This window comes from Gottfriedia sp. ABJ_BB2_2 (genome assembly GCF_055484705.1).
Genome location: NZ_JBVFKR010000006.1, coordinates 71903 through 94997, shown reverse-complemented (window position 1 = coordinate 94997; position 23095 = coordinate 71903). Strand labels below are relative to the sequence as shown.

Annotated in this window: 22 protein-coding genes; 4 read left to right on the top strand and 18 right to left on the bottom strand. The window is 33.5% G+C overall.

The features are described from left to right. Nucleotides 1–110 precede the first annotated feature (110 nt). Complete coding sequence (locus tag ACX6U0_RS14535) at nt 111–878, top strand: SDR family NAD(P)-dependent oxidoreductase (RefSeq protein WP_464960601.1); 768 nt, start codon at nt 111–113, stop codon at nt 876–878. A gap of 40 nt (nt 879–918) precedes the next feature. Here the strand turns inward: ACX6U0_RS14535 and ACX6U0_RS14530 are convergent, their stop codons facing one another. The 10 genes from ACX6U0_RS14530 to ACX6U0_RS14485 all read right to left on the bottom strand — a co-directional run bounded on the left by ACX6U0_RS14530 (nt 919) and on the right by ACX6U0_RS14485 (nt 12306). Next, nucleotides 919–1389: a DinB family protein gene (locus ACX6U0_RS14530; protein WP_464960600.1), complete on the bottom strand. Its 471-nt coding sequence runs from the start codon at nt 1387–1389 to the stop codon at nt 919–921. 17 nt (nt 1390–1406) lie between these two features. Next, nucleotides 1407–1736: an HIT domain-containing protein gene (locus tag ACX6U0_RS14525; RefSeq protein ID WP_464960599.1), complete on the bottom strand. Its 330-nt coding sequence runs from the start codon at nt 1734–1736 to the stop codon at nt 1407–1409. Nucleotides 1737–1939: 203 nt separating this feature from the next. Beyond that, on the bottom strand, nt 1940–3232 hold the full coding sequence (gene murC, locus ACX6U0_RS14520) for a UDP-N-acetylmuramate--L-alanine ligase (protein ID WP_464960598.1): 1293 nt from the start codon (nt 3230–3232) through the stop codon (nt 1940–1942). A gap of 295 nt (nt 3233–3527) precedes the next feature. Next, a complete protein-coding gene (locus ACX6U0_RS14515) occupies nt 3528–4643 on the bottom strand; it encodes a nicotinate phosphoribosyltransferase (protein WP_464960597.1) in 1116 nt (371 codons plus the stop codon). Between the two features lie 93 nt (nt 4644–4736). Beyond that, on the bottom strand, nt 4737–8135 hold the full coding sequence (locus tag ACX6U0_RS14510) for a DNA translocase FtsK (protein WP_464960596.1): 3399 nt from the start codon (nt 8133–8135) through the stop codon (nt 4737–4739). Between the two features lie 242 nt (nt 8136–8377). Then, nucleotides 8378–8983, bottom strand: a complete 606-nt coding sequence (gene ytpR / locus ACX6U0_RS14505) for a YtpR family tRNA-binding protein (RefSeq protein ID WP_464960595.1) — start codon at nt 8981–8983, stop codon at nt 8378–8380. Nucleotides 8984–8997: 14 nt separating this feature from the next. Then, the gene (locus ACX6U0_RS14500; protein WP_464960594.1) at nt 8998–9795 is read right to left on the bottom strand and encodes a DUF1444 family protein; all 798 of its coding nucleotides are present in this window, start codon (nt 9793–9795) and stop codon (nt 8998–9000) included. Between the two features lie 17 nt (nt 9796–9812). Continuing rightward, nucleotides 9813–10130 carry a thioredoxin family protein gene (locus ACX6U0_RS14495; RefSeq protein ID WP_464960593.1) on the bottom strand — a complete coding sequence of 106 codons (318 nt, stop codon included), beginning with the start codon at nt 10128–10130 and terminating at the stop codon, nt 9813–9815. Between the two features lie 72 nt (nt 10131–10202). Continuing rightward, the gene (locus ACX6U0_RS14490) at nt 10203–10721 is read right to left on the bottom strand and encodes a DUF84 family protein (RefSeq protein WP_464960592.1); all 519 of its coding nucleotides are present in this window, start codon (nt 10719–10721) and stop codon (nt 10203–10205) included. A gap of 514 nt (nt 10722–11235) precedes the next feature. Continuing rightward, a complete protein-coding gene (locus tag ACX6U0_RS14485; protein ID WP_464960591.1) occupies nt 11236–12306 on the bottom strand; it encodes a M42 family metallopeptidase in 1071 nt (356 codons plus the stop codon). Between the two features lie 162 nt (nt 12307–12468). Here ACX6U0_RS14485 and ACX6U0_RS14480 point away from each other — a divergent pair, with 162 nt between their 5' ends. Next, nucleotides 12469–12780 (top strand): PepSY domain-containing protein, encoded by a 312-nt coding sequence (locus ACX6U0_RS14480; RefSeq protein ID WP_192603070.1) that lies wholly within the window; start codon nt 12469–12471, stop codon nt 12778–12780. Nucleotides 12781–12891: 111 nt separating this feature from the next. Here ACX6U0_RS14480 and ACX6U0_RS14475 read toward each other — a convergent pair whose 3' ends face one another. Then, complete coding sequence (locus ACX6U0_RS14475; RefSeq protein WP_464960590.1) at nt 12892–13731, bottom strand: YtnP family quorum-quenching lactonase; 840 nt, start codon at nt 13729–13731, stop codon at nt 12892–12894. 123 nt (nt 13732–13854) lie between these two features. Between ACX6U0_RS14475 and ACX6U0_RS14470 the strand changes: the two genes are divergently transcribed. Beyond that, on the top strand, nt 13855–14328 hold the full coding sequence (locus tag ACX6U0_RS14470; RefSeq protein WP_464960589.1) for a hypothetical protein: 474 nt from the start codon (nt 13855–13857) through the stop codon (nt 14326–14328). Nucleotides 14329–14372: 44 nt separating this feature from the next. Here the strand turns inward: ACX6U0_RS14470 and trmB are convergent, their stop codons facing one another. Continuing rightward, a complete protein-coding gene (gene trmB, locus ACX6U0_RS14465) occupies nt 14373–15014 on the bottom strand; it encodes a tRNA (guanosine(46)-N7)-methyltransferase TrmB (protein ID WP_464960588.1) in 642 nt (213 codons plus the stop codon). Nucleotides 15015–15387: 373 nt separating this feature from the next. On the opposite strand from trmB, the gene ACX6U0_RS14460 reads away from it, so the two are divergent. Beyond that, complete coding sequence (locus ACX6U0_RS14460; RefSeq protein ID WP_464960587.1) at nt 15388–15666, top strand: YtzH-like family protein; 279 nt, start codon at nt 15388–15390, stop codon at nt 15664–15666. Nucleotides 15667–15699: 33 nt separating this feature from the next. On the opposite strand, the gene ACX6U0_RS14455 is transcribed toward ACX6U0_RS14460, so the two are convergent. The 6 genes from ACX6U0_RS14455 to pepV form a co-directional block, all read right to left on the bottom strand. Then, a complete protein-coding gene (locus tag ACX6U0_RS14455) occupies nt 15700–16485 on the bottom strand; it encodes a phosphotransferase family protein (RefSeq protein ID WP_464960586.1) in 786 nt (261 codons plus the stop codon). Between the two features lie 142 nt (nt 16486–16627). Continuing rightward, entirely contained in the window at nt 16628–18784 is a 2157-nt protein-coding gene (gene pulA / locus ACX6U0_RS14450) for a type I pullulanase (RefSeq protein WP_464960585.1), read from the bottom strand. 38 nt (nt 18785–18822) lie between these two features. Continuing rightward, complete coding sequence (locus tag ACX6U0_RS14445) at nt 18823–19824, bottom strand: NERD domain-containing protein (RefSeq protein WP_464960584.1); 1002 nt, start codon at nt 19822–19824, stop codon at nt 18823–18825. A 21-nt stretch (nt 19825–19845) separates the two neighbouring features. Continuing rightward, nucleotides 19846–20403, bottom strand: a complete 558-nt coding sequence (gene thpR, locus ACX6U0_RS14440; RefSeq protein WP_464960583.1) for an RNA 2',3'-cyclic phosphodiesterase — start codon at nt 20401–20403, stop codon at nt 19846–19848. Continuing rightward, the gene (locus ACX6U0_RS14435) at nt 20403–21584 is read right to left on the bottom strand and encodes an MFS transporter (RefSeq protein ID WP_464960582.1); all 1182 of its coding nucleotides are present in this window, start codon (nt 21582–21584) and stop codon (nt 20403–20405) included. The genes thpR and ACX6U0_RS14435 overlap by 1 nt, the downstream gene beginning before the upstream one ends. A gap of 105 nt (nt 21585–21689) precedes the next feature. Beyond that, on the bottom strand, nt 21690–23093 hold the full coding sequence (gene pepV, locus ACX6U0_RS14430) for a dipeptidase PepV (protein WP_464960581.1): 1404 nt from the start codon (nt 23091–23093) through the stop codon (nt 21690–21692). Between the last annotated feature and the right edge of the window lie 2 nt (nt 23094–23095).

The window sequence follows — 23095 nt, the reverse complement described above, 5'->3', positions numbered from 1 at the left end:
TAAATAAACCTCAAAAAATGATTTATTGACTTAGAGTTTACTCTAACCAGTATAATAAATCCGTATTCGCCAGACAATCAATTATATATAAAATTTTAGGAGGAAATAATATGAAAAAATATACAGTCATTACAGGAGCTAGTTCAGGAATTGGATATGAAACTGCTCTTGCGTTTGCAAAGCGTGGAAAAAACTTAGTGATTGTTGCTCGTCGTACTGAAGAATTGGAGAAATTAAAATTAGAAATTAAAAAAATGAATGCTGACTTAGATGTAATCATACATCCTACAGACTTATCTATCTCTAAAAATGCGTACAATCTATATGAAAGTCTAAAGAATTTAGAAATAGAAACATGGATTAATAATGCTGGATTTGGAAACTTTGCATCAATTGGTGATCAAAATTTAAACAAAATTGAATCCATGCTCCATTTAAATATTGAAGCATTGACAATTCTATCATCACTTTTTGTTCGCGATTATAGTGCCGTTGAGGGTACGCAGATCATTAATGTTTCATCTGGTGGAGGATACACAATTGTTGGCGATGCCGTTACTTATTGTGCTACTAAATTTTATGTAAGTGCATTTACTGAAGGACTATCTCATGAATTAAAGAGAAACGGCGCAAAAATGCAAGCTAAAGTATTAGCCCCTGCAGCAACTGAAACTGAATTCGCAAAAGTTTCCTATGATTTAGACCATGACGTTAACTACGAAGGGCTAATACCTAGATACCATACTGCAAAAGAAATGGCTGGGTTTATGCTTGATTTATATGATAGCGAAAAAGTCGTTGGGCTAGTGGATGGTATATCGTACGAATTCCAATTAAAGGATCCTATCTATCCACATGTTGTGAGAATGAGAGACTAAATATAACAAGCTCAGAGTAACTTGCTCTGAGCTTTTATTTTCAGTTATGAACAATAAGATTTCTTCCAACTAAATTTGCTGAAATAGGTTGTATCCCTAACTCCCTTGCCCATATTGATAATTGACCAATATGATGGATTTCATGAGCAATAATATGCCTCACAATTTCACCTTGTGTAAATTCATTTTTTGACCATGAGGCTCTTACTGGTGTATGCTCCATTTTACTCGACCATGATTGAAAAAATTGCTTACATTCCATTTGTAGCTCATTTGATAAATCTCTTACACTTTCTACTGTTTTATATTTATCAAAATCGAATTCTACATCTGGTTTTCCTTGAATACATCTGATCCAGCTGTACTCAACATCTACAATGTGAAGTAGTGTATGAAGAATATTACCGATTCCACCAATTCGCTCTTTTAGCAATTCTTCTTTTGGTAAGGTTTCACACAAATCCAACCACTCATTTCTTACTTGCCAATTATATTCAAAAAATGTAATCATTTGAATCCTCCATTCATCTAAAGTGGATTACCTGAGGCAACATGCCAATGTAGATGTTTAGAATCTTGGTAATTTCCTAAATTTGTTAAAACTCTACATGCCCCAGCATCTGAATTCACTTTTCCCGCTACAATTTTAATAACACTTAGCATTTCTAGTAACAAATCTTGATCCTCTTCTTCTATCGTCAACAAGGAAGAAATATGTTTTTTTGGTATGACCACAATATGTATTGGATAAAAAGGCCTTGTATGATGATAAGCTAATACTCTCTCTGTCTCGTGAACAATGTTTACTTTAGTTTTACCACTTAATACTTCCTCACAATAAAAATCATTTCCGATCATAATCACCTCACTTCTAAAAGATGTCTACACAGGATATTTCTTTCTATTTAAGAAAATACCTCCATTGACATTCATTTTAGAAGTTCATTAAAAATTCTTTCCTAAAATAAATCCCTTCGGAAAAAAAGTTACATGCTTCGTCCGACAAGCTCAGAACACAATAAAAAACCCACCTATGAATAACATAAATGGGTTTAAAAGTCTTATAATTTTTCGTAAGCCGCTTGATACTTCTGAATATCTCCTGCGCCCATAAAAATTAATACACTGTTTTTATGGTTTTGAAGATCGGCAATGTTATCATCAGTTAAAAGTTGAGCACCTTTAATTTTACTTGAAAGGTCTTCAATTGTTAACGTCCCTTTTTCTTCTCTAGCAGAACCAAAAATATCGCATAAATAAACTTTATCTGCTTTTTCTAAAGTTCCAGCAAACTCAGCTAAAAATTTGCTAGTACGTGTAAATGTATGTGGTTGGAATACCGCAACAATTTCCCTATCAGGAAATTTTTGACGTGCTGCTTGAATCGTAGCTTGGATTTCAGTTGGGTGATGTGCATAATCATCGATTAGCACTTGATCCCCGAATCTTTTTTCGCTAAAGCGACGTTTTACTCCACCGTACGTTAATAATCTAGCTTTAATAATTTCCACTTCTATCTCTTCATAATGACATAATGCAATTACAGCTAATGCATTAAGTATACTATGGTCACCATATCCTGTGATATCAAATGTCGCATAGTACGTATTACGAACAAACACATCAAATGTTGTACCATTTGTATGCTTTTCAATATTTCGTGCTTGGAAATCATTATCTTCATTAAATCCATAATACATTACTGGTACTTTTGTATAAATTCTTTGAAGATGCTCGTCATCACCACATGCGATGATACCTTTTTTAACTTGATCAGCCATTTGTTGGAATGCATCAAATACGTCATCCACACTTTTATAGTAATCTGGGTGGTCAAAGTCAATATTCGTCATGATGCAATAATCTGGATGATATGAAAGAAAATGACGGCGATATTCACAAGCTTCGAATACGAAATATTCACTATCTTTCTCACCTTTACCAGTTCCATCTCCAATTAAGAAAGATGTTGGGCGCGCACCAGAAACAACATGCGCAAGTAAACCTGTTGTTGAGGTTTTGCCATGTGCACCTGTGATTGCTACACTAGTAAATTTCTCCATAAATTCACCTAAGAATTTATGGTAGCGAGCCATTGGAATACCTTTTTCAATAGCAGTAGCAATTTCTTCATGTGTGTCAGGAAATGCATTACCTGCTATCACAAATTGGCCTTCTTTAATGTTTTCTTTATCAAATGGTAAAATCGTAATATTTTTTTTTCGTAACTCATTTTCAGTGAAAAAGTGCTTTTCTTGATCTGATCCTTGAACATTAAAACCAGAGTCATGTAAGATTTGTGCTAATGCACTCATTCCAGTACCTTTAATTCCTACAAAATGGTAAACTGTCATATTAAAAGAACCTCCAAAATCGATCACTAATACAACGGCCTATCTCTTAGACAGTATATGTGTGAATAAAAGAAATGGCATCATTATTTTTTCAATTTGATGCAGTAATAAATCGCCGAGTCTAGTTATTGTTTTATTGATAACTAACTTATATTTTTACGCAAATAGTATTATATCACTTTACAAGCTAAACGACTATTCCTTTTCAGTTACACGAAAAGGAAATAGATGGAAGTGAATACATACTGTCACGAAATTCTTATACTATGAAACTGATTTTTTGGTATCAATTTTCTCAATCTCTACGTTTCATCTCTACTTTTTCAAGTCTATTGTTTTCACGTATCTTACGGCCAGCTTTTGCTTGTGGTACACCGTTTAGCTCAACATTATCACCAGTAAATCCAATGTTTACTTTTAGTAAGCTTCCACCGACACCATACAAGTCCACTGGCACACCTTGTTTTTCAAATGCTAAAATTCTATCCACTGTAAAACCACCACTTACAACGATTTGAACATGATGGTATCCTTCCTTATCTAGTGCCTCACGTAAAGCAAAAATTAATGGTGGATTGACACCTCTTGGATCAAATGTGCCTAACAGTTCTGGATTCGCAATAAAATATTGATCAATCATTGTTTTAGATGTATCTACACGAACTGCCTTTAATTTATTACCGAATTCTCGAGCCACTTTTAACGCATCATTTATAACATCATTATTATAGTCCACTAAGACAATTAAATCATCTTGTGGATAAACTTCAGTATATGCACGTGCGGCTTCTACTACATCACCGTTATACATTTGAATTAATGCATGTGGCATTGTACCCATACCTTCATTGCCCCACCATTCGTTCATTGCATGTGTAGCTTGTGCAGTTGCGCCACCTATAAAGGCAGCATAACCATCACCAGCTTGCGTTGTAAAGTGATCATCACGATCACCCATAAAAATAATCGGTTTCTTTATACCAGCTGATTTTGCTGAATGCTTTACATTATATACATTTGTTGCTACAGATGTACGTCGTGCTAAGATTCCATCAATAATTCCTTCTAGGAAACCAAAATCAGCATATTTACCTTGTACCGTTAATACAGTCTCAAACGGTTCTATTTTATCGCCATCTTTTAACGAATGCACGATTAAATCCTCAGGACTGTCTGCAAATGTTTGTAAGAGAGCAATAGCCTCATCTGTTCCACATAATACTGCATTTTCTCTTTGGAAAAATTGCATAGTAACTTCAGTTTCTGGCTTTTGTTTTCTAATAATCTCCCTCGTTTTCAAGAAATAAACTGCTGAAAACCATCCTTCACCAATACGCTCGTCGAATTTAAATGTTTGATTCGTTAAACGATTTATTTTACCTTTTAATTTTAAATCTAATTCTTTTTCCATGAATCTTCACCTGCTGATTGTATCGTTCTATTTTTCTAGTATGGGTCAAAAACACTTTAACATTCGTTTCTTAGAGTCTTACTGCCATCAAATTTATTCTTCAGAATGAAACTGCTCCAATGTCATAAGAACATCACGAGGCTTACTTCCATTTTGATTCGATACAATGCCGTGGTCAAACATTAGATCAACTAATCTTGCTGCACGATTATATCCAATTCGAAAGCGTCTTTGAAGCATTGATACAGAAGCGCCTTTTTGATCAATAACAAATTCAACTGCTTCTTCAAACAATTCATCATCTACTTCATGTGCATCTGCTTTTGCTACAAGTTCTTCCTGATTAAATAAATAATTAGGTTTTTGTTGGTCTTTCACAATTTCAACTACATGTTCAATTTCATCATCTGAAACATAAACTCCTTGTAAACGAATTGCTTGAGATTTTCCATTATCTAAGAATAACATATCTCCTCGTCCAAGTAACTTTTCAGCTCCACCAATATCTATAATCGTTCTTGAATCAACTTGAGATGATACAGTAAAAGCAATTCGTGTTGGAATATTAGATTTAATGATACCTGTGATTACATCAACTGAAGGTCTTTGGGTAGCAACTAGTAAATGTATACCACAAGCTCTTGCTTTTTGAGCAATTCGACAAATATAAGTTTCTACATCCCCTGGTGAAACCATCATTAAATCAGCTAACTCATCAATAACGATCACTAAATATGGAAGTTCATCATTATAAGCGCCTTTTTTCTTTGCCAAATCATTAAATCGTTTGATATCTCTTGCACCTGCATGAGCAAATAAATCATAACGTCGATCCATCTCATCACATGCCCACTTTAATGCCGCTGTTGCTGCTCGTGCATCCGTAATGACCGGAGAAATTAAATGTGGTATATGATTATAAGGCGCAAGCTCAACCATCTTAGGATCAATTAAAATTAATTTGACTTCGTGTGGTTTAGCTTTATATAAAATACTGACTAAGATTGAATTGATACAAACACTTTTCCCAGATCCCGTTGCACCCGCAATTAATCCATGAGGCATTTTAGAAATGTCTGCAAAAACAGGTTCTCCTCCGATATCTAGACCAAGTGCTACAGTTAACGGTGATTCACTTTGTAAAAATTTATCCTCGCTAACAAGCTCTCTTAAGTAGACTGGCTTACTTTCTCGATTAGGTACTTCAATTCCAATTGCACTTCTTCCAGGTATAGGCGCTTCAATTCTAATATCTCTAGCTGCTAAACTTAATTTGATATCATCCTGTAAATTGGTAATTTTATTAACTTTTACGCCTGGCTCAGGTTGTACTTCAAATCTAGTAACGGTCGGGCCCTGTGTTGCCGCAATGACTTTTGCTCCAACATTGAAATTTTGTAGCGTTTCTTGAAGTAATTCTTTTTGCGATTCAACCCAATCACCGTCATTAAATTGTTCAACCGGTGGCTCAGTTAATAAATCCAATTCAGGTAACTCATAAAGAACTGGTGGCATAACTGGCTCTTCTTGATCTTGGTTTGGCGTTGTTTCAATTGAATCAACCGTTTCAACAATCACTTCATCTATTTGCTTTTCTAAAGCATTCTCAATTATTTCTTCATGAACAATTTCATATTGTAATGACTCTATCATGTCATCTTTGGTTTGTGTAATTTCATGGATCGTGTCTATCTGTTTCACTGAAGGACTTTCATTTACATGATTCTCTACACTTTGTTGTTCTTTTACGATTTCACTCTCTAAAGATGTCGTTGCATTTTCGGCTTTTTGACCAGGCACTTCTGTTTCTTCGTCCACTTTTTCTAAAGTTGCTGCTGCTTCATTTTGCAGTTCACGAAGCTGTCTCATGATATTTGCCTTACGTGAAGCTTCTATATCACTTCTTAGCATCATTACATTGAATGGGAAATTTCGCTTTTTCTCCCGCTTCTCTTCGTTATTTTTCTCAGGTGCAACCTGACTTACTTGAGATGCTTCTTCTATCGAAGGCTCACTTTGTTCAACGATTGTTTCCTGTTCATTTTGGAGTTGATTTGAAGTAGTTACAATCTCTTCTTCAGCAGAATCTAACTGTTCGTTGACTACCAGATTTCCCATTTTTTCTGAATTATCAATTTGTATCATACTTTCAGTCGTTCCATTATGAACTTCTTCTTCACAATCTGAAACTTGCTCTTTTTGAATGATATCTTCCTCTTTAGTTACATATCCGTTCTCTATGATTTCTTTTAGAACCTCAACTGCTTCGTCTTCAGTATTATTTTGCTCATTCGAAACTGGCTCTTTTTCGTAAGATTCATTAAATTCTTTAGTTTCACTTTCTTGAATACTACTTTCTTCATCCTTTAATTCGTAATAATCTGTGACTAGATTTGTAGAATCAATCGTGTCGATTACCTCTGTTACTTTTGGTTTTTCTATTTCTTCCTCTATTAAAGGAACAACTGGATCCGGGGTGAGTTTCATATCAGTAACGACATCTACGTTATTATGAATTTCATGTTGCATTGCCTCGGAATGATGGTCCTCTTGACCAGATTTTTCCTCAATAATTTCAATTCCCTTTAACTCATTATTTTCATAATCATGCTTTTGCAAATTCTCTTGAATAACGTCTTCTACAAGCTCTTCACTTTGCTTTTCATCAGAAAGAATACTTGGCGTGCTATTTACTTCGCTTTCAATCGAATCTTGTTGATTTTGATGATAGTTATGAGCTGTTTGATTTAGCTCGATTTGGTTAACTTCAACTGTCATTACTTCAGGCTGAGATTGTACTTCTTCTATAGCAGCAACTTCTCTTTTTAATAGTTGATCAGATTGCACTTCATTTTCTGAGTTAACAGGTTTTTGATAACCATATATAGGTGAAATATATTCACTTGGTCGAAAAGGAGTTTTACGTTTAGGTCGAAATACAATATCAACTTTTTCTTCTTTTTCAGGTACTGCTTTTTCTGTTTGATGAATCTCTTCACTTCTCGTGAAATTATGTTTCTGTTGTTTATACACAGATTGAACTTCTTCTCTATGTAATTGATTCTTTGAGTTCGTTGAATCCTGCCAAAAATCATCTCTTTGATTGTATGTAGGCTGGATTTTTTCTCTATTTGATTGACTCATTACATTCGATGAACTATGCCAAAAATCGTCTCTCTGTTTGAATGAAGTCTGATTTTCTCTATTTATTTGATTATGGTTGGTTGATTGTGAAGAATTATTTTGCCAGAAATCATAATTTTTTTGCTTCTGGAATACTGCGTCGACTTCGTGATCTTGTTCTTCTTTCATTATGACATCGTCATCTAATTGCAAGGGAAATCTAAAATTAGGACGTTCAACTTCATCTTGTTTTTTTATATCGATAGAGTGCGATTGTAATACTCTAGCATCAGATGGCTTTTCGTCAATCTCATCTTTCATCTCATTAAGGCTATCTCCCTTAAATAGACTCTTTAACCACTTTTTCATTATTCTCACTCTCTCTATTTCATTTCGTATCTTCTATTTTACCATGTGATATAATGACAAAAAACACAATATTATTACAAATTCTGCTTTATCTAGTATATTTCGAGATAAAAATTTAGAAATCAATTAAATAATGACATATTTCAAATCTAAATAGAAAATAGCTTTCTTAAAATAAGTTAAATATAATAAAAAAATGCTAGTTGCCCATTATTGGCCCTAGCATTTTTTACTGCTTTTATTTATTGATTGAAAGGTTTTCCTACTTCAGCATCTGACTCTAAAACTAGAATTCCTTTTTCTTGAGGAGCATTCGGTAAATCAAGTTCACGTGCAGAACAAATCATTCCAAATGAGTCTACACCACGTAGGTTTGCATCTTTGATGACTAATCCTGATGGCATAACAGCGCCAACTTTCGCAACAACTACTTTTTGGCCTTGTTCAACATTTGGAGCACCACATACAATTTGTAAAGTTTCTGTTCCTACGTCAACTTTACATACATTTAATTTATCAGCATTTGGATGTTTTTCTTTTTCAAGAACATAACCAACTACGAATTTAGGTGATAAGTCTAACACTAATGAATCAGTAAAGCCTTCTTTCGCTAATAATTCATTTAATGTATTCACCAATGGTTCAGTAATTGTAACGACTCCTTGTTCTTGTACATCAACGTATGTAGATGCTGAAAAAACATTAATAGCTACAGTTTCATTTGTATGTACACTATAAACACGGGCAATATTCCCTTTACGTTCTACTTTTCGATCTTCTGATGGAATTTGTTTTAAAGTGATTAAAAGTGTATCACCAATTCCTTCAAGATTATAAAAAATGTTCACTGATTTCTTCCTCTCTACTGTTTCTTCTGTTTTCCTAAAATAAATACTGGTGTTAGCTTTTCATTTTCATAAGCAAATGAAAGTGATGTTATCGGAATTTTCCCACTTGCAAAGAAGCTCATATTCATTTGCGCCATTATATCATAACCTACGTTATTTCGAATGTCTGCAACAATTAATACATCTCCATGTGGGATTCCTAATAATAATTCGCCTTTTACTTTTGATTGGATTTCTTTTAAGAATGTTCCATTTAATACTCTACTTGCATCATAACCATCATTTGTTCGTACAAAGTAAAATATATTGTCAGCAACCGTATCTTCTTTTATATTAGCAGGCATTTTCCGTAAATTAAAGAGGGCCATTGTATGAATCTGTTCTTTCGTATATCCAGATTTCGTTAATAGATTTTCATCGATTAGTTGGTACGTTTTTTCTGAATCAATTGCATAGTAAACTCTTGTTTCAGCTGTATGTTCAGTTGTAACAAATAAATTTCCTTCTTCTTTTTCAGTTGGGAAAGAAGTTGCACGAATAACAGGTAAAACTTGTTCTTCTAAAAACACCGTTTTCGAATGCATTGCAGTGAGAGCTTCTTCAACGTAATAAATTAATTCTTCAAAAGCTGCTTCACCTTCAGATTCATATTTCGCTACCGCACTATTTAATGAAACACTCATCCCTTTTTGACTTTCTTTTCCCTCTATACGTAGATCTTCTTTTTCTCGATCGTAAATAAAACTCCATTGTTCGTCCTTAAGACGATTTTCAATCATTCTTTTGATATCTAACGTTGTTTTTTTAGCCAATTGAACTACCTTCCTTATTAACCTCTTAATCCAGCAAGAAACTCTTCAACTTGTTCCTTTGTTTTTCTGTCTTTATTTACATAACGTCCAATTTCTTCACCTTTATTAAATGCTACAAAGCTAGGAATTCCAAAAATATCTAATTCTTGGCAAATCTCAATGAATTGATCGCGATCTACATAATAAAAAGTAAAGTCATTATTTTCATCGATAATTTCTTGGAAGAACATATCTAAAAATCTGCAATCTGGACACCAGTCCGCAGAAAATTGAAAAACGACCTTTTCTCCTTGTTTTGCTTGTTCAAATTGTTCAACTGACGTAATTTTTTCCATTTTATTTACTTCCTTTCATGTCTAGTTTTCTTATATTTTAACGTATTTTTATCGATATGCAAAAATGACGACTTATTTCTTAGTTGTACCATGGCCAATCTGAAACTCAAATTGCCCTAATAATAGTTTAGAGATATGTTCAAAGATTTGTGTTCTTGTGATTTGACCGTTAGTAAAGATTCCAACTGCACCTTCTTTACTTCGAATATCTTTTTCATTTGTGTATGTTTCCATTATTTCTGATAGCTCAGTACCATTTTGCAACTCATTAATAAATTCCCTTGGTAATAATATTTTTGCACCACTGGCTAAAATTGTTTCATTTTCATATACAAGGGCACCCCAGTTACAAAGAAATAATCTTTCATTTTCAATGATCACTCCACCTTCTAAACCAATACCAATTTCTGAATTGCCTTCTCTTTTTGCATTATTTGCGCGGTTAATTGCACCCTCCATTGTTTCCTGGTCAGTCATCGGTTGATTTGATACGTTCGATGGGACGTTTTTTCCAATTACTTCAAAATGATGAAATACACTTTTTACTGCATCTACTTTAGTCGGATTTAGTGAACCAATCGTTATTTTCATTGTAGTGGCTCCAATTCGTTGTTTCTGTTTTTGCTCTTATACTATGATAAAAGAAGAGTGTTGAATTCCACTCCATGATGCTCGCTTTCCATGGGGCTGGCGCTGAGCCTCCTCCTTAATGGTAGGCATGCTAAAACCACGACGTCCTGTCGTAACGCATGCATGCCCCACATCCTGTGGGCCTCCTGCGGGGTCTCAGCTGTCCAGCATTTCCCATAGGAGTCGAGCACCCTTACGTTCCATTCAACTTCATAAAAAAACTATCTTTTAGAGAATTTGTTGCAACACATCTTTGGGCTGGCGCTGTGCTTTCTCGTCGCATTCACACCTACGGGGTCAAGATTTCCAGAATTTCCCTTAGGAGTCAAGTAGTCCTACATTCCATTCAACTTCTAACATTAAATAATTTTTCTCAATACTTCTTCTAATTAATCAGAAATACTTACTCAAATATAAAAGAGAAGCCCATATAAGGCTTCTTCTCTGTGTAGAAAAATAAAAAAACTTAGATTTATTAGTAGTTACGTAATGTTTCAACAGTTGTTTTGTCTGTTGATTTAACAAGTTTAACAAGTAATTCTTTCGCTGCCATATAATCATCAACATGAATAATAGAAGCTGCTGTATGGATGTAGCGTGAACAAATTCCGATAACTGCTGATGGAACGCCGTCGTTTGAAGTATGTACTCTTCCTGCATCAGTTCCACCTTGTGATACAAAGTATTGATACGGAATATTATTTGTTTCTGCAGTATCTAAAATAAACTCACGTAAGCCTTTATGTGTGACCATTGTACGATCAAGAATTCGTAATAGAACTCCTTTACCTAGTTGACCAAATTCTGATTTTGCACCTGACATATCATTTGCTGGACTAGCGTCTAACGCATAGAATATATCTGGTTTAATCATATTTGCAGCTGTCCCAGCACCTCTTAATCCAACTTCTTCTTGGACTGTAGCACCTGAGTATAAAATATTTGGTAATGTCTCATTTTGAACTTCTTTTAATAATTCAATTGCAAGACCACAACCATATCGGTTATCCCAAGCTTTTGCCATTATTTTCTTTTCGTTTGCCATTGGTGTAAAAGGACAAACTGGAACGATTTGTTGACCAGGACGAATTCCAATTTTCATTGCATCTTCTTTATTATCAGCACCAATATCAATTAACATATTTTTAATATCCATTGGTCTTGCTCTTAATTCATCACTTAGTAAATGTGGTGGAATTGATCCAATTACCCCAATAACTGGACCTTGGTCTGTTATAACTTGGACTCTTTGAGCAAGTAATACTTGGCTCCACCATCCACCAAGTGGTTGAAAACGTAGCATTCCATTTTCAGTAATTTGAGTGACCATAAATCCTACTTCATCCATATGTCCGGCAACCATTACAGTTGGTCCATCTTCAACACCACGTTTTACGCCAAAAATACTACCAAGTCGATCTTGTACTATTTCATTTGTGTATTTCTCTAATTCTTTTCTCATAAAATGACGAACTTCATGCTCAAATCCTGATGCGCCTTGTAATTCTGTAAGAAATTTAAACAGTTGAAGAGTATCTTGATTCATATTTTCGTTCCTCTCTATAGAAAACATTTTATTTTCTTCTTTATTTTATCGAAAAATAGCATATAATACCAATGCTAATCATTGAAATATTGACTCTATTTGACTAAGATTAGGTATAGATAATTTTTCACGTAAACTATTACATATTTAGAGGTGGCATAAATGAAATTAAAACGTGTATTAATCGGTTTAGGATTAGGGATTGCAGGCGGTCTTTACCTACAGAAAAAACTCTCTTCACAGTATGTACCAGCTGAGAAAGCTTTAAAAACAATTAAACCTGTCTTCTTATCCTATGGAAATGTAACAGGTACATGGATTCATTCAGAACCTAAATGGGCAGAGTTACCTGACTATGAGGGTGACGTGTATGAAGGTGGTTTCACGGTTGTTGAAGCTGATAATCATACTACAAACTATTCATTCATCATTAATGCCGTAAACGGTGAATTAATTTCAGCTCAAATTGTTTAATAATAATGTAAACTAAATCAAACTATATGTTATGTAGGCAAAAGCCCTTCATCATGATCCATTCATCTAATCGTAGAAATCGGATCAACAATGAAGGGCTATTATTACTGTTTAGCCTTTTTGAATTGATTCAAGAATTTTCCCATCTGAATTCCACTTTACTGCTCTATACACATTGTCATGATAAAAAGTAAACCAAGAGTTTCTATTCAATCCTTCGTTCACCCATTTTTCTTTTGCATATACAGAAGTCATTGGATAATCATCATATGCCATAACCCATAATGGTGACTTATGTGCATGAGTCGGCATTAAATCACCCATATGTAATAATAATTCATTTTCAGTTTCGATTTTAATGATACTATGTCCATCACTATGGCCACCCGTGTGAATAACCGTCAGTTCGTCAGTAACTGAATATTCATTTTCAAATGCTATGACTTGATTTTGAATAGCTTCCCAATTTTCTTTCCAATATGTATTAGCTGAACGAATATTAGGGTTTCTCATTTCATCCCACTCTATTTTAGATGTAATGATTTTGGCATTTAAAAAGACAGATTGGAATTCACCATTAACAAATTTCGTTAAACCACTAGCATGATCAAAATGCAAATGAGTCATAACGACATAATTGATATCTTCTACTGTTACACCATATTTTGATAAATGTTCTTCTATGCTAGAATCCTCTGTTACACCAAAGTTTCTTTTTTGTTTTTCATTTAATTTATTTACACCAATTCCGCTATCAATCAAAATATTTAATCCATTTGTTTGAATAAATAAAGGGTCTGTACGCAAAGGTATTTGATTTTGTTCATTCACAACATATTTTTTTGACCAAAGTGCTTTCGGAACAACTCCAAACATTGCACCTCCATCTAACTGAGTATTTCCACCATTCAACCATCGAATGACACAAGATCCAATCTTTAATTGTTCCATGAATATCCCCTCCAGTATTTCTCATATTTATTATAACATTTTTCGAAATTACCTGAATATTACTTGTTTTACAAATCTATTGTATACTGTTGTAAGAGTTTTTTTTATTCTAGGAGGTACATCATGAGTTTTCTTTTCAACTATTTCATTTTAAAAGCCATTATCTGTTTGTTATTTACGGTTGGATTATTTTTCATTGCGTATTTTATCAGTCTTTATTTTCAATTTAAAGACGCTAAAAAGATGAAAGAGGCATTAAGTAATGAAAAAGGTAATCAAAAAAGCTTTTTTCTAAAACAAATCTTCAAAATTGTGATTGTCATTGTTGTTGAGTACTTTGTTTCAGCACTTATTTGCTACTATTTTGATTTAGATTTTACTTCAACAGCGCCTTTCGTTGGATTATTTATTTTGATTGCTCTGCTTTTATTTAAATTTGCCCCAAGTGAAACAGGTGAAGTTTCACCTGATGCTGGAGGATGGTTCGTTGAACAAGTTGTCCCTTCTCCACACGATTATTTCAGTAGTACTGGAATGACAGCCATTTTTGGTTCTATCGTCTTTACTTTATTTGAGTTTTTACAGATCCTAATATAAAAAAGGACTAGCATTGACAATATTTGTCTTTGCTAGTCCTTTTATTATTTTCGATATGCTGCTTCCACTCTGTAAATTCGATTTCCTTTAGATGAGAATTTTTCCTCATACTCAGTCATAATATTTCCTTCAAATTCACTATTATGAAGATCTAAGCTTAAGAAATGAATTGTCATACCAAAGTTCGCCATACTCATGATTGAAAATTCGAATAACCCTTGGTTATCTGTTTTAAAATGGATTTCACCATCAGCATGTAAAATTTGTTGATACATTTTTAAAAACGTTTTATAAGTTAAGCGACGTTTTTCATGACGCACCTTTGGCCAAGGATCTGAGAAGTTTAAGTAAACACGATCTACTTCTCCATCTTCGAAAAAGTCAGTTAGTTTTTGCGCATCAACATTTAACAGCTTTAAGTTCGGAACTTCCGCTTCAATTAATTTATCTAATGCATCTGAAATAACACTTGTATACTTTTCAATTCCAATATAGTTAATATGAGGGTTCGCCTTCGCCATCTCAACCATAAAGCGTCCTCTACCTGTACCTACTTCAATGTGAAGTGGTTGTTCTTTTTCAAACACTTGCTTCCATTTCCCTTTTTGCTCTGTTGGATTTGGAATAACATAGTGAGCATATTGCTTTATTTGATCAGCCGCACCTGGCTTATGTCTTAAACGCATATTGTGCACTTCCTTTCAGTTATCTCGTTATCGAATGACTTCAAATACGCCATATTTATTTATTTTTTATAAATTATCGAATTAAGTTTAACTTTTCTATTTAGGGCGAGTCGTCTACACTTTTCGTTTTGTCTAGTTCCAACGACTTGCCCCTCGAGGTCATAAGTCAATGCCATTTAAAGGTTAAAGAGGCAACCTTTAACTGTCCTCGCCTTATGCTTGTCGGGGCAGGGCGAGTCGTCTACACTTTTCATTTTTTTCATAGAAAAAACCAAGCACAAATGGCACTCGGTTATTACGTCTATAGTATAAAATCATATTGTCTTACACAAACTATTTTAAGTGTACTTACTTAAAAAAGGATGTGGGATGTATGCCTTTAAATCACGAACATCAATTAACGATTTTAAAAGATATTTTAACCAATCATCAATCAGATTGCTGCGGTACCGTTTCAGAATGCGAGCAACTTGAAAGATTGGTACAGTCTTTATTAGCTAACGATCAAGTTACTGATGATGTAAAAAGTAAGTTAAATGATGTATATTACTATAGTCAATCTGGAAAATATTCATCAGATTTAGACCAACATATTACTAATCATCAAAATCAGCTTTCAGAGTGGGTATCAGATATTGATTCGTACTCTTAATTTATGACAATTTCCGAGGAAATTTTTGTTACATCAATTTAAGATTTTTTCAAGCAGACTTTCCATTTTAAGGGTCTGCTTTTCATTTTCACGAAGAGTATACCATTTTATCCAAATGATTGTTTGTGCAACTACATACCACTTCATTCGATTCATTAAATCTTCTGTATAGCGAATGCCATAATTTCGAAGCCATTTATCCCAATCATTTTGTTCAACATAAGTAAACAAAAACATTCCAAGATCAAATGCCTTATCAGCAATAATTGCTTCATCCCAATCTATCAAATATAAATTATTCGTTTCAGTTAATAACCAATTATGGTGATTTAGATCACTGTGACAAACAACTAAGTCGTCTGGATTAAATGAGGGCATATTTTCCTCTAAGTATTCAATTCCTTTTACAATGATTTTACTTTGAGTAAATTCCTCTGTTAAATTCCCCACAATTGTTTGTAGTAATTCTTGAGGTTCTAATGGATTGATTCCAAGTTTTGTTAACATATATACCAATTCTTTTGAAGAATGAATACGATGCAAAAACTGAGCAACCCCTTTCGCAGATAACTCAAAGGGTTCTAAACTACGCGCAATTACCCATTCCTGGGCTGTTAATACATCACCATTTTCAAGTCTTCTTGTCCAAACTAACTTCGGCACAAAACCTGCTGCAGATAATACTGCTAAAAAAGGAGAAGAATTTCGCTTTAGAAATAGTCTCTTATCTTTATTTTCAGCTATATACGCTTCACCAGTAAATCCACCAGCGGGCGAGATTGTCCATTCTTTTCCTAGTATTTCTTGTATAAGATCCATTTTTCTTCCGTTCCTTGTTGAAAAATATGTTTGAATTGGTATTTATTATTTATAGCAAAAAGAAAGATAGCCTATTACATCTAGCCGTAATAAGCCATCTTAAACAAGTTTACATCGTTTGATTAGAATCTGCAAGTAGTTGCTAATATTTTACTAATACGACCGTAGAAAGTGCACGTATGGTCAACTGATTATCATCTATAACTTTATGTTGAGTATCATACTTTTCCTTACCATCCCATAAATATTCCCATCCAGATTCATCTTGATTCAGTTCAATTTTAATGTCATTCGTACCATTGTGGAATAGCACCATGACCCCTTGTACGCCATCAATCTCTTTAATATCAGATACTTGATACCCAATTATATCCTGATGTAGGTTAACGGGTTTTACATGTGCTTGAATTTCTTCTTTTAAAGAAAATCTCAAACTATTGAATCGCTTTCTAATACTGATTAGCTCTTTAATCACCAAAATAGAACTTTTTTCACGCTCTGCTCTTGCCCAATCAATACTATTAATAGTATCACCGGCATTATAACTATTTTCATTCCCCATTTTTGTACGAAAGAATTCTTGCCCACAATGAAGAAAAGGTACACCGTAAGATAAAATCACTAGACTAGTTCCCAATAAATGTCTCTTTTTTAGGATGTCTTCACTTTCATTCGGATTAGAAAGTTGTAATCTATCCCACATCGTATGATTGTCATGTGATTCTACGTAATTGATTGACTGGTTTGGATGATTAAACAATGATAAATGATTAAATTCTCCTAAGCTTCCAGTTAATAAATCATCGAAATAATCATTATTTCTTTTCCCTTGAATAAATCCATATTCATTTATGGAAAACGTACTACCTTTCATGCCATCTCGAAACTTATCATTGAAAAATCCGATTTTTTTAAGTTGGTGACTTTGTTGAATTGACGCTTTTTGAGTTGGTTCTAAAGAAGTATTCAAGTCCCAACCTTCACCAAATAAAATAATATCTGGCTTTAATGTCAACAGCTCTTCTTGTATTTGATTCATTGTAATCGTATCCAAAATACCCATCAGATCAAATCTAAATCCATCAAGATCATATTCCTTCGTCCAATATATAAGTGAATGTAATATATAACGTCTGGCCATCAATCGTTCAGATGCGAAATCATTTCCAACTCCAGTACCATTTGATGGTAAACCGTTTTCATCTTGTCTGAAGTAATATCCTGGAACGATTCTTTCAAAGTGACTAGTTTGAAGATCATAAACATGATTGTAAACAACATCCATTATGATTCTAAGCCCAGCATCATGATAAGTAGATATAAGCGTTTTCAATTCATTTATTCTTACATAAGGATTTTTAGGATTCTGGCTATAACTACCCTCTGGTGCATTAAAATTCAAAGGATTATATCCCCAATTATATGACTGGAATGGATTCTCTTCATCTACTCCTTCAAAGTCAAAAAAAGGTAGTAATTCAATATGTGTCACACCTAGACTACGTACATAATCAAATCCAGTAGGCATATTATTAAAAGTTGTTCCTGACTCAAAAAAACCTTCATAACATCCCTTCTTTTGTACCCCACTTAAAGGATGTGATGTAAAGTCTCTAATACTCGCTTCGTAAATAATACAGTCTGTGTACCTTTCTAAAGAAGGGCTAGTTGCTTTCTTAACGTTTATCGTCTTTGATAAATCAACTACTACACCGTGTTTACCATTAACGGTTACTGCTTTTGCGTATGGGTCGACAGCTTCTCTCCAAATTAAATTCACACATACTAAAAATGTATAAACTAGTCCTTCACAATCTTCATTCTTAATGAATTCCCAAACTCCATTACTTTTTCGGTCCATTAGAAATTCTGTATACTTCTCTTTTTCATCAGTCCGTAGATATACCCTTAATTTAACTTTAGAGGCGGTTGGAGCCCAAACTTTAAATACCGTTGAATTTGTTGTATAAGTTGCACCTAGATCATTGCCTTCATAAGCGTACTTTTCATCAAATTCAATAGAATGGATTACTCCTCCCACTTGTAAATCTGTCCGCAAACCAAATTCATCTTCAACTTCATATGATTGATCTAATAAAAGGGTATTTGGTGAATGTACTGTATATTTAATAAATGTTTCAAACTCAACTCTTGAAATTACTGGTAGTCGAGTTTGATTATGTTCATGAACCAAATGAAAATAAGTATGCTCTGTCTGTTTGTTTGTTTTGGGAATAATCATTGTTATTTCTTGAAATCCATCTATATAAGCTTCAAAAGCTCTTTTAATATGAAACAATGCTATTCACCATCCAATATTATTTGAAACGCTTTACTTTACTCTTTCTCTGACTCATCACTCATTAAGTCGATATGATTAGTATATTCACAAAGTGCTAAAACGGACTTAGCAGCTTTTAATTGTCTTAATTTAATTGGCGAGGATTTTTTTAGAATCCCTTCATGCCATTGCTGATAATTTCTTCTGTCTATAATTTGAATATCTTTAGGAGGCTGTTGATAATCAATAAAACCATTTGTCGTTAACAATATTTTATGCACTGTACTCTCAATATTGTTTTTTAGATAAATTTGTTTTATTAATTTTCCCATTCGATTTAAGCCAAACATTGGATTCACAATTTTCTTTTCATGCTTTAAAACTTTTTGCAACCAAAAGTTTCCTTTATCAGCAATCGTAACATGGTGTTCATCACCTTTTACAACTGAAATGCAATACGTATCAATAGGTCCAACAATGAGTATTTCTAATTCAATTGGTGCCTTACCAATATATAAAACAGGACGATACATCACTAGCAGGTTATCTGGAAACGATTGTAAAAAATATTTTAGTGTTTCATCATAACGTATTTTACGCCCCGCTTCATTTTGATCTAAATCAATAGAGGATGCCCATTTTAATTGAAAATCAAAAAGCTCGTCTAAAAATTTTTGCTTAAGCTCATCCTCTGAAAAATACTCATTAGCAACTTTAAAAATATCTAATATAGAGCTCATGTCATCTACTTTAACTTGTGTTTCCTCTTGTTCAAGCGTAACTGGCTCATTATGTTTTCGTCTTCTTACTTTACTCAAAATTTTTGATAGAAATGATTTTTCTTCCTCTATAAAATCATTTACTTTTATCGGATCTAAATCTTCAATTTGAATCTGAGAATTTTTTTCTTCGTCTATAAATTCCCAATTATTCGATTGCCATGCCCCTTTAATTTTCTCCCAATGCTCTCTTTTTAATAGAACGTATTGGCTTGGATAGTGGTAGATATCTGCTTCGTATCGAGATGGATAATCTAGTAATTTTATTAACTGAGCCATACTTTGTTTCCCCTTTGGTCATTAATCTTTTAATAACTTTATCATTTCAATCGGTTCATAACTTGGTTGTTTCGATGGATGAATTTTATATAAAACGATTTCGTTGACATCAAATTTAATATTATTATCCTGCCATATTAAAGGAACCTCAAACTCCTTCTTAAAATGATCGTTGAATTTCTTTGCAAGGGTAATATGTGGGCTATACGGTCTTTTTTCGATAGGTAAACCGACAGATTCACATGCTTTACTTACTCTTTTTTGACATTCTAATAGTTCATTACTTTTATCTACACCACACCACCATACACGTGGTTGTTTAGTATCTCCAAACGTACCAAGATTTTGTAATGTAAGTGAAAAGCTTTTAAAGTTCTTTAGTTCTTCCTGTAATTGTTTCACAAGTTCATTACTTTTTGTATATGTAACTGGACCTAAAAATGATAAGGTTATGTGAAAGTCATCTTGATATGTCCATTTTTTAAAAGGTAATTGACCGTACCAGCTTTTTGAAAAACTACTCAACTTCTCTTTTATTTGCATCGGTAAAGGCACCGCTAGAAATAAATGTTCGCTCACTATGCAATCTCCTTCTTCGCACTAATAGTTGAATCTTTTTTGATATATTGCATTATTCCAACACCTATTAAACTTAATACGCCAAATAAAACATAAATCGCTTTTAGTGAAAATGCTTCTGATAAAAATCCACTGATAAAAGTGCAGAACCATTCACCTAGACCTAATCCTAATCCTGCATAAATCGTAACTGCAGTTGCTTTTAAAGATTCTGGTGCTTGCTCTCTTGTGTATTGCAATGCAGCTGGAATAAAAAGTCCGACTGTTAAACCTTGTGATAAACAAGTTAAAAATACAATTATTAACGGAGGATTCGTAAAGTAAATAAACCATCTCAATGCAGATACGATCGCTGTCAAAATTAAAATATTATAAATCCCATATTTAGAAATTAGTTTTTTAGCGAAAGGCATAAATGGTGCTTCACTGCCCGCTGAAATTAAAAATGCAATTCCTACTCCTGTTAATGTGCCACCTATTGATTGAATATATAAACCAAAGTAAGTATTATTTGCACTGATTGGACCAAACACAACAAATACAAACACTAAGAATAGTAAGAAGTTCTTTTTAGAAAGTAAAACTGGTAAACCTTTTACGATCGATTCTCTCTGATTCGTCGGAACGGATTTAGGTAAGAAAAATGTAATACATAAACCAACTAAAATTAAAAATGAAAATATGTAAAAAATGATTGATAAACTATAAATTTCTGCAAGACGTCCAGAAAATAAAACAGCAATTGCAAATCCAATTGAGCCAAATAAACGAATAGCCCCGTAGTTTCCACCTATTTTTTGGACATAATTGAGTGCAATGCTATCCGATAATGGAATTAATGCACTTTGCGTTAATGAAAGAGCAATAACGATAAATAATAACATGCCAAATGATGTGATTGTTGAATAGAAAAGTGCTATTGCAATCGTGGATATTTGAGCAATGAGTAGCATTTTTTTAGGATTTTGAGTATAGTCACTGATCATTCCCCATAGTGGCTGTGAAAATATGGCCACGATCGGCGTTAGTGACATTAATAATCCTATCTGTGAGGTAGATAGATCCAATACAGTTTTAAAATAAGAAGAAAGTAAAGGTCCTAGAGATCCAATTGCAAAAAACAAACAAAAATAATAAGCCATAAATATGTAAATAATACTTTTTTCGCGTAAATTATTCAAAATGATTTTCCTCTCAATTAAATGTGTAAACAAAAAGTCTCTATATAGACTTAACTATTTAAACATGATGAAAAAGGGAAAGTATTTCACTTTCCCTTCATTTTATTATTTCACTAATTCTGCAATTGCCTGTGCGTAAATTGCAGTTGCTTTTAATAAATCCTCAATCTCAGCATATTCATCTTTTTGATGAGCTACTTCTGGCTTTCCTAAAAATAGTGGTCCAAACGCAACTCCTGCACTAAGAGAACGTGCATATGTACCTCCACCAATTGTTAATAACGTAGCTTCTTCACCAGTTTGTTCTTCATAAACTTTTTGTAAAGTTTGAATTAAAGGATGATCTTTTGGAACATGATGTGGATTTGAATTTTTTAATTCATTAAATTCAAATCCATATTTGGTACCACTTGTAGTTAGGGTTGAAATAACTGATTTAATATCAGTTGTGACAGGATAACGTAAAGTACATCCAAAAGTTCCACCTTTTTGATCTTCATATTGCATAATTCCAAGATTGATAGTTAAGTCACCTGTTATATCATCACTATATGCAACCCCAAGTTTTTTACCACGTGAGTCACCTTTAAAGTTTTCAACAATAAATTTGATAAAGCTCTCTGCATGTTGGTTCATACCAAACTGATTTAAAAAGCTTGCTAAAGCAATACCAGCGTTTTTCCCTTTATCAGGTTCCATACCGTGCACAGATACGCCTTCTACTGTAAGTACTTGATAACCATTTTCTTCGCTCATACTAGGTTTACATCCTAATTCACTAATATGACGATTAAATGCATCTACATCAAATTTTGGTCCTGAAATGATCGCTTTCGCATGATCTGGTACCATATTTACACGTCTACCAGATGCAAATGAAATTAATTTATATTCACTCTCATTATTTTCTTTAGATAGATCTTGGTTAAATTGAATATCTAAAATACCTTTTTCAGCATAAATGATTGGGAAATCTGCATCAGGTGCAAAGCCCATAGTTGGCATTTCTTCTTTTTCAAAATAATGATCCACACAGCGCCATTGACTTTCTTCATCAGTCCCTAAAATCATACGAACGCGTTTATTAATAGGTAATCCTAATTCCTTCACAATTTTCATCGCATAATAAGCAGCCATTGTTGGTCCCTTATCATCGATTGCACCACGTGCATAAATATTTCCATCTCTAATAATTGCATCAAAAGGATCGTGTGACCAACCGTCTCCTGCAGGTACTACATCTAAGTGACAAAGAATTCCTACTAATTCTTCACCGCTACCCATTTCTAAATGACCAGCAAATCCATCAACATTTTTTGGTGTAAATCCATCTTTTTTACCTAGGTTCAACATGTATGTAAGAGCCTCGTTAATGCCTTTTCCCATAGGTGCTTCTTTTGTAATAGTTGATTCATCGTAAACGCTTTCGATATTTAATAACTCAATCGTTTGCTTAAGAAAATCGTCTTTTCGTTTTAAGACTTCTTCCATCCAATTAATTTGTGTCATAA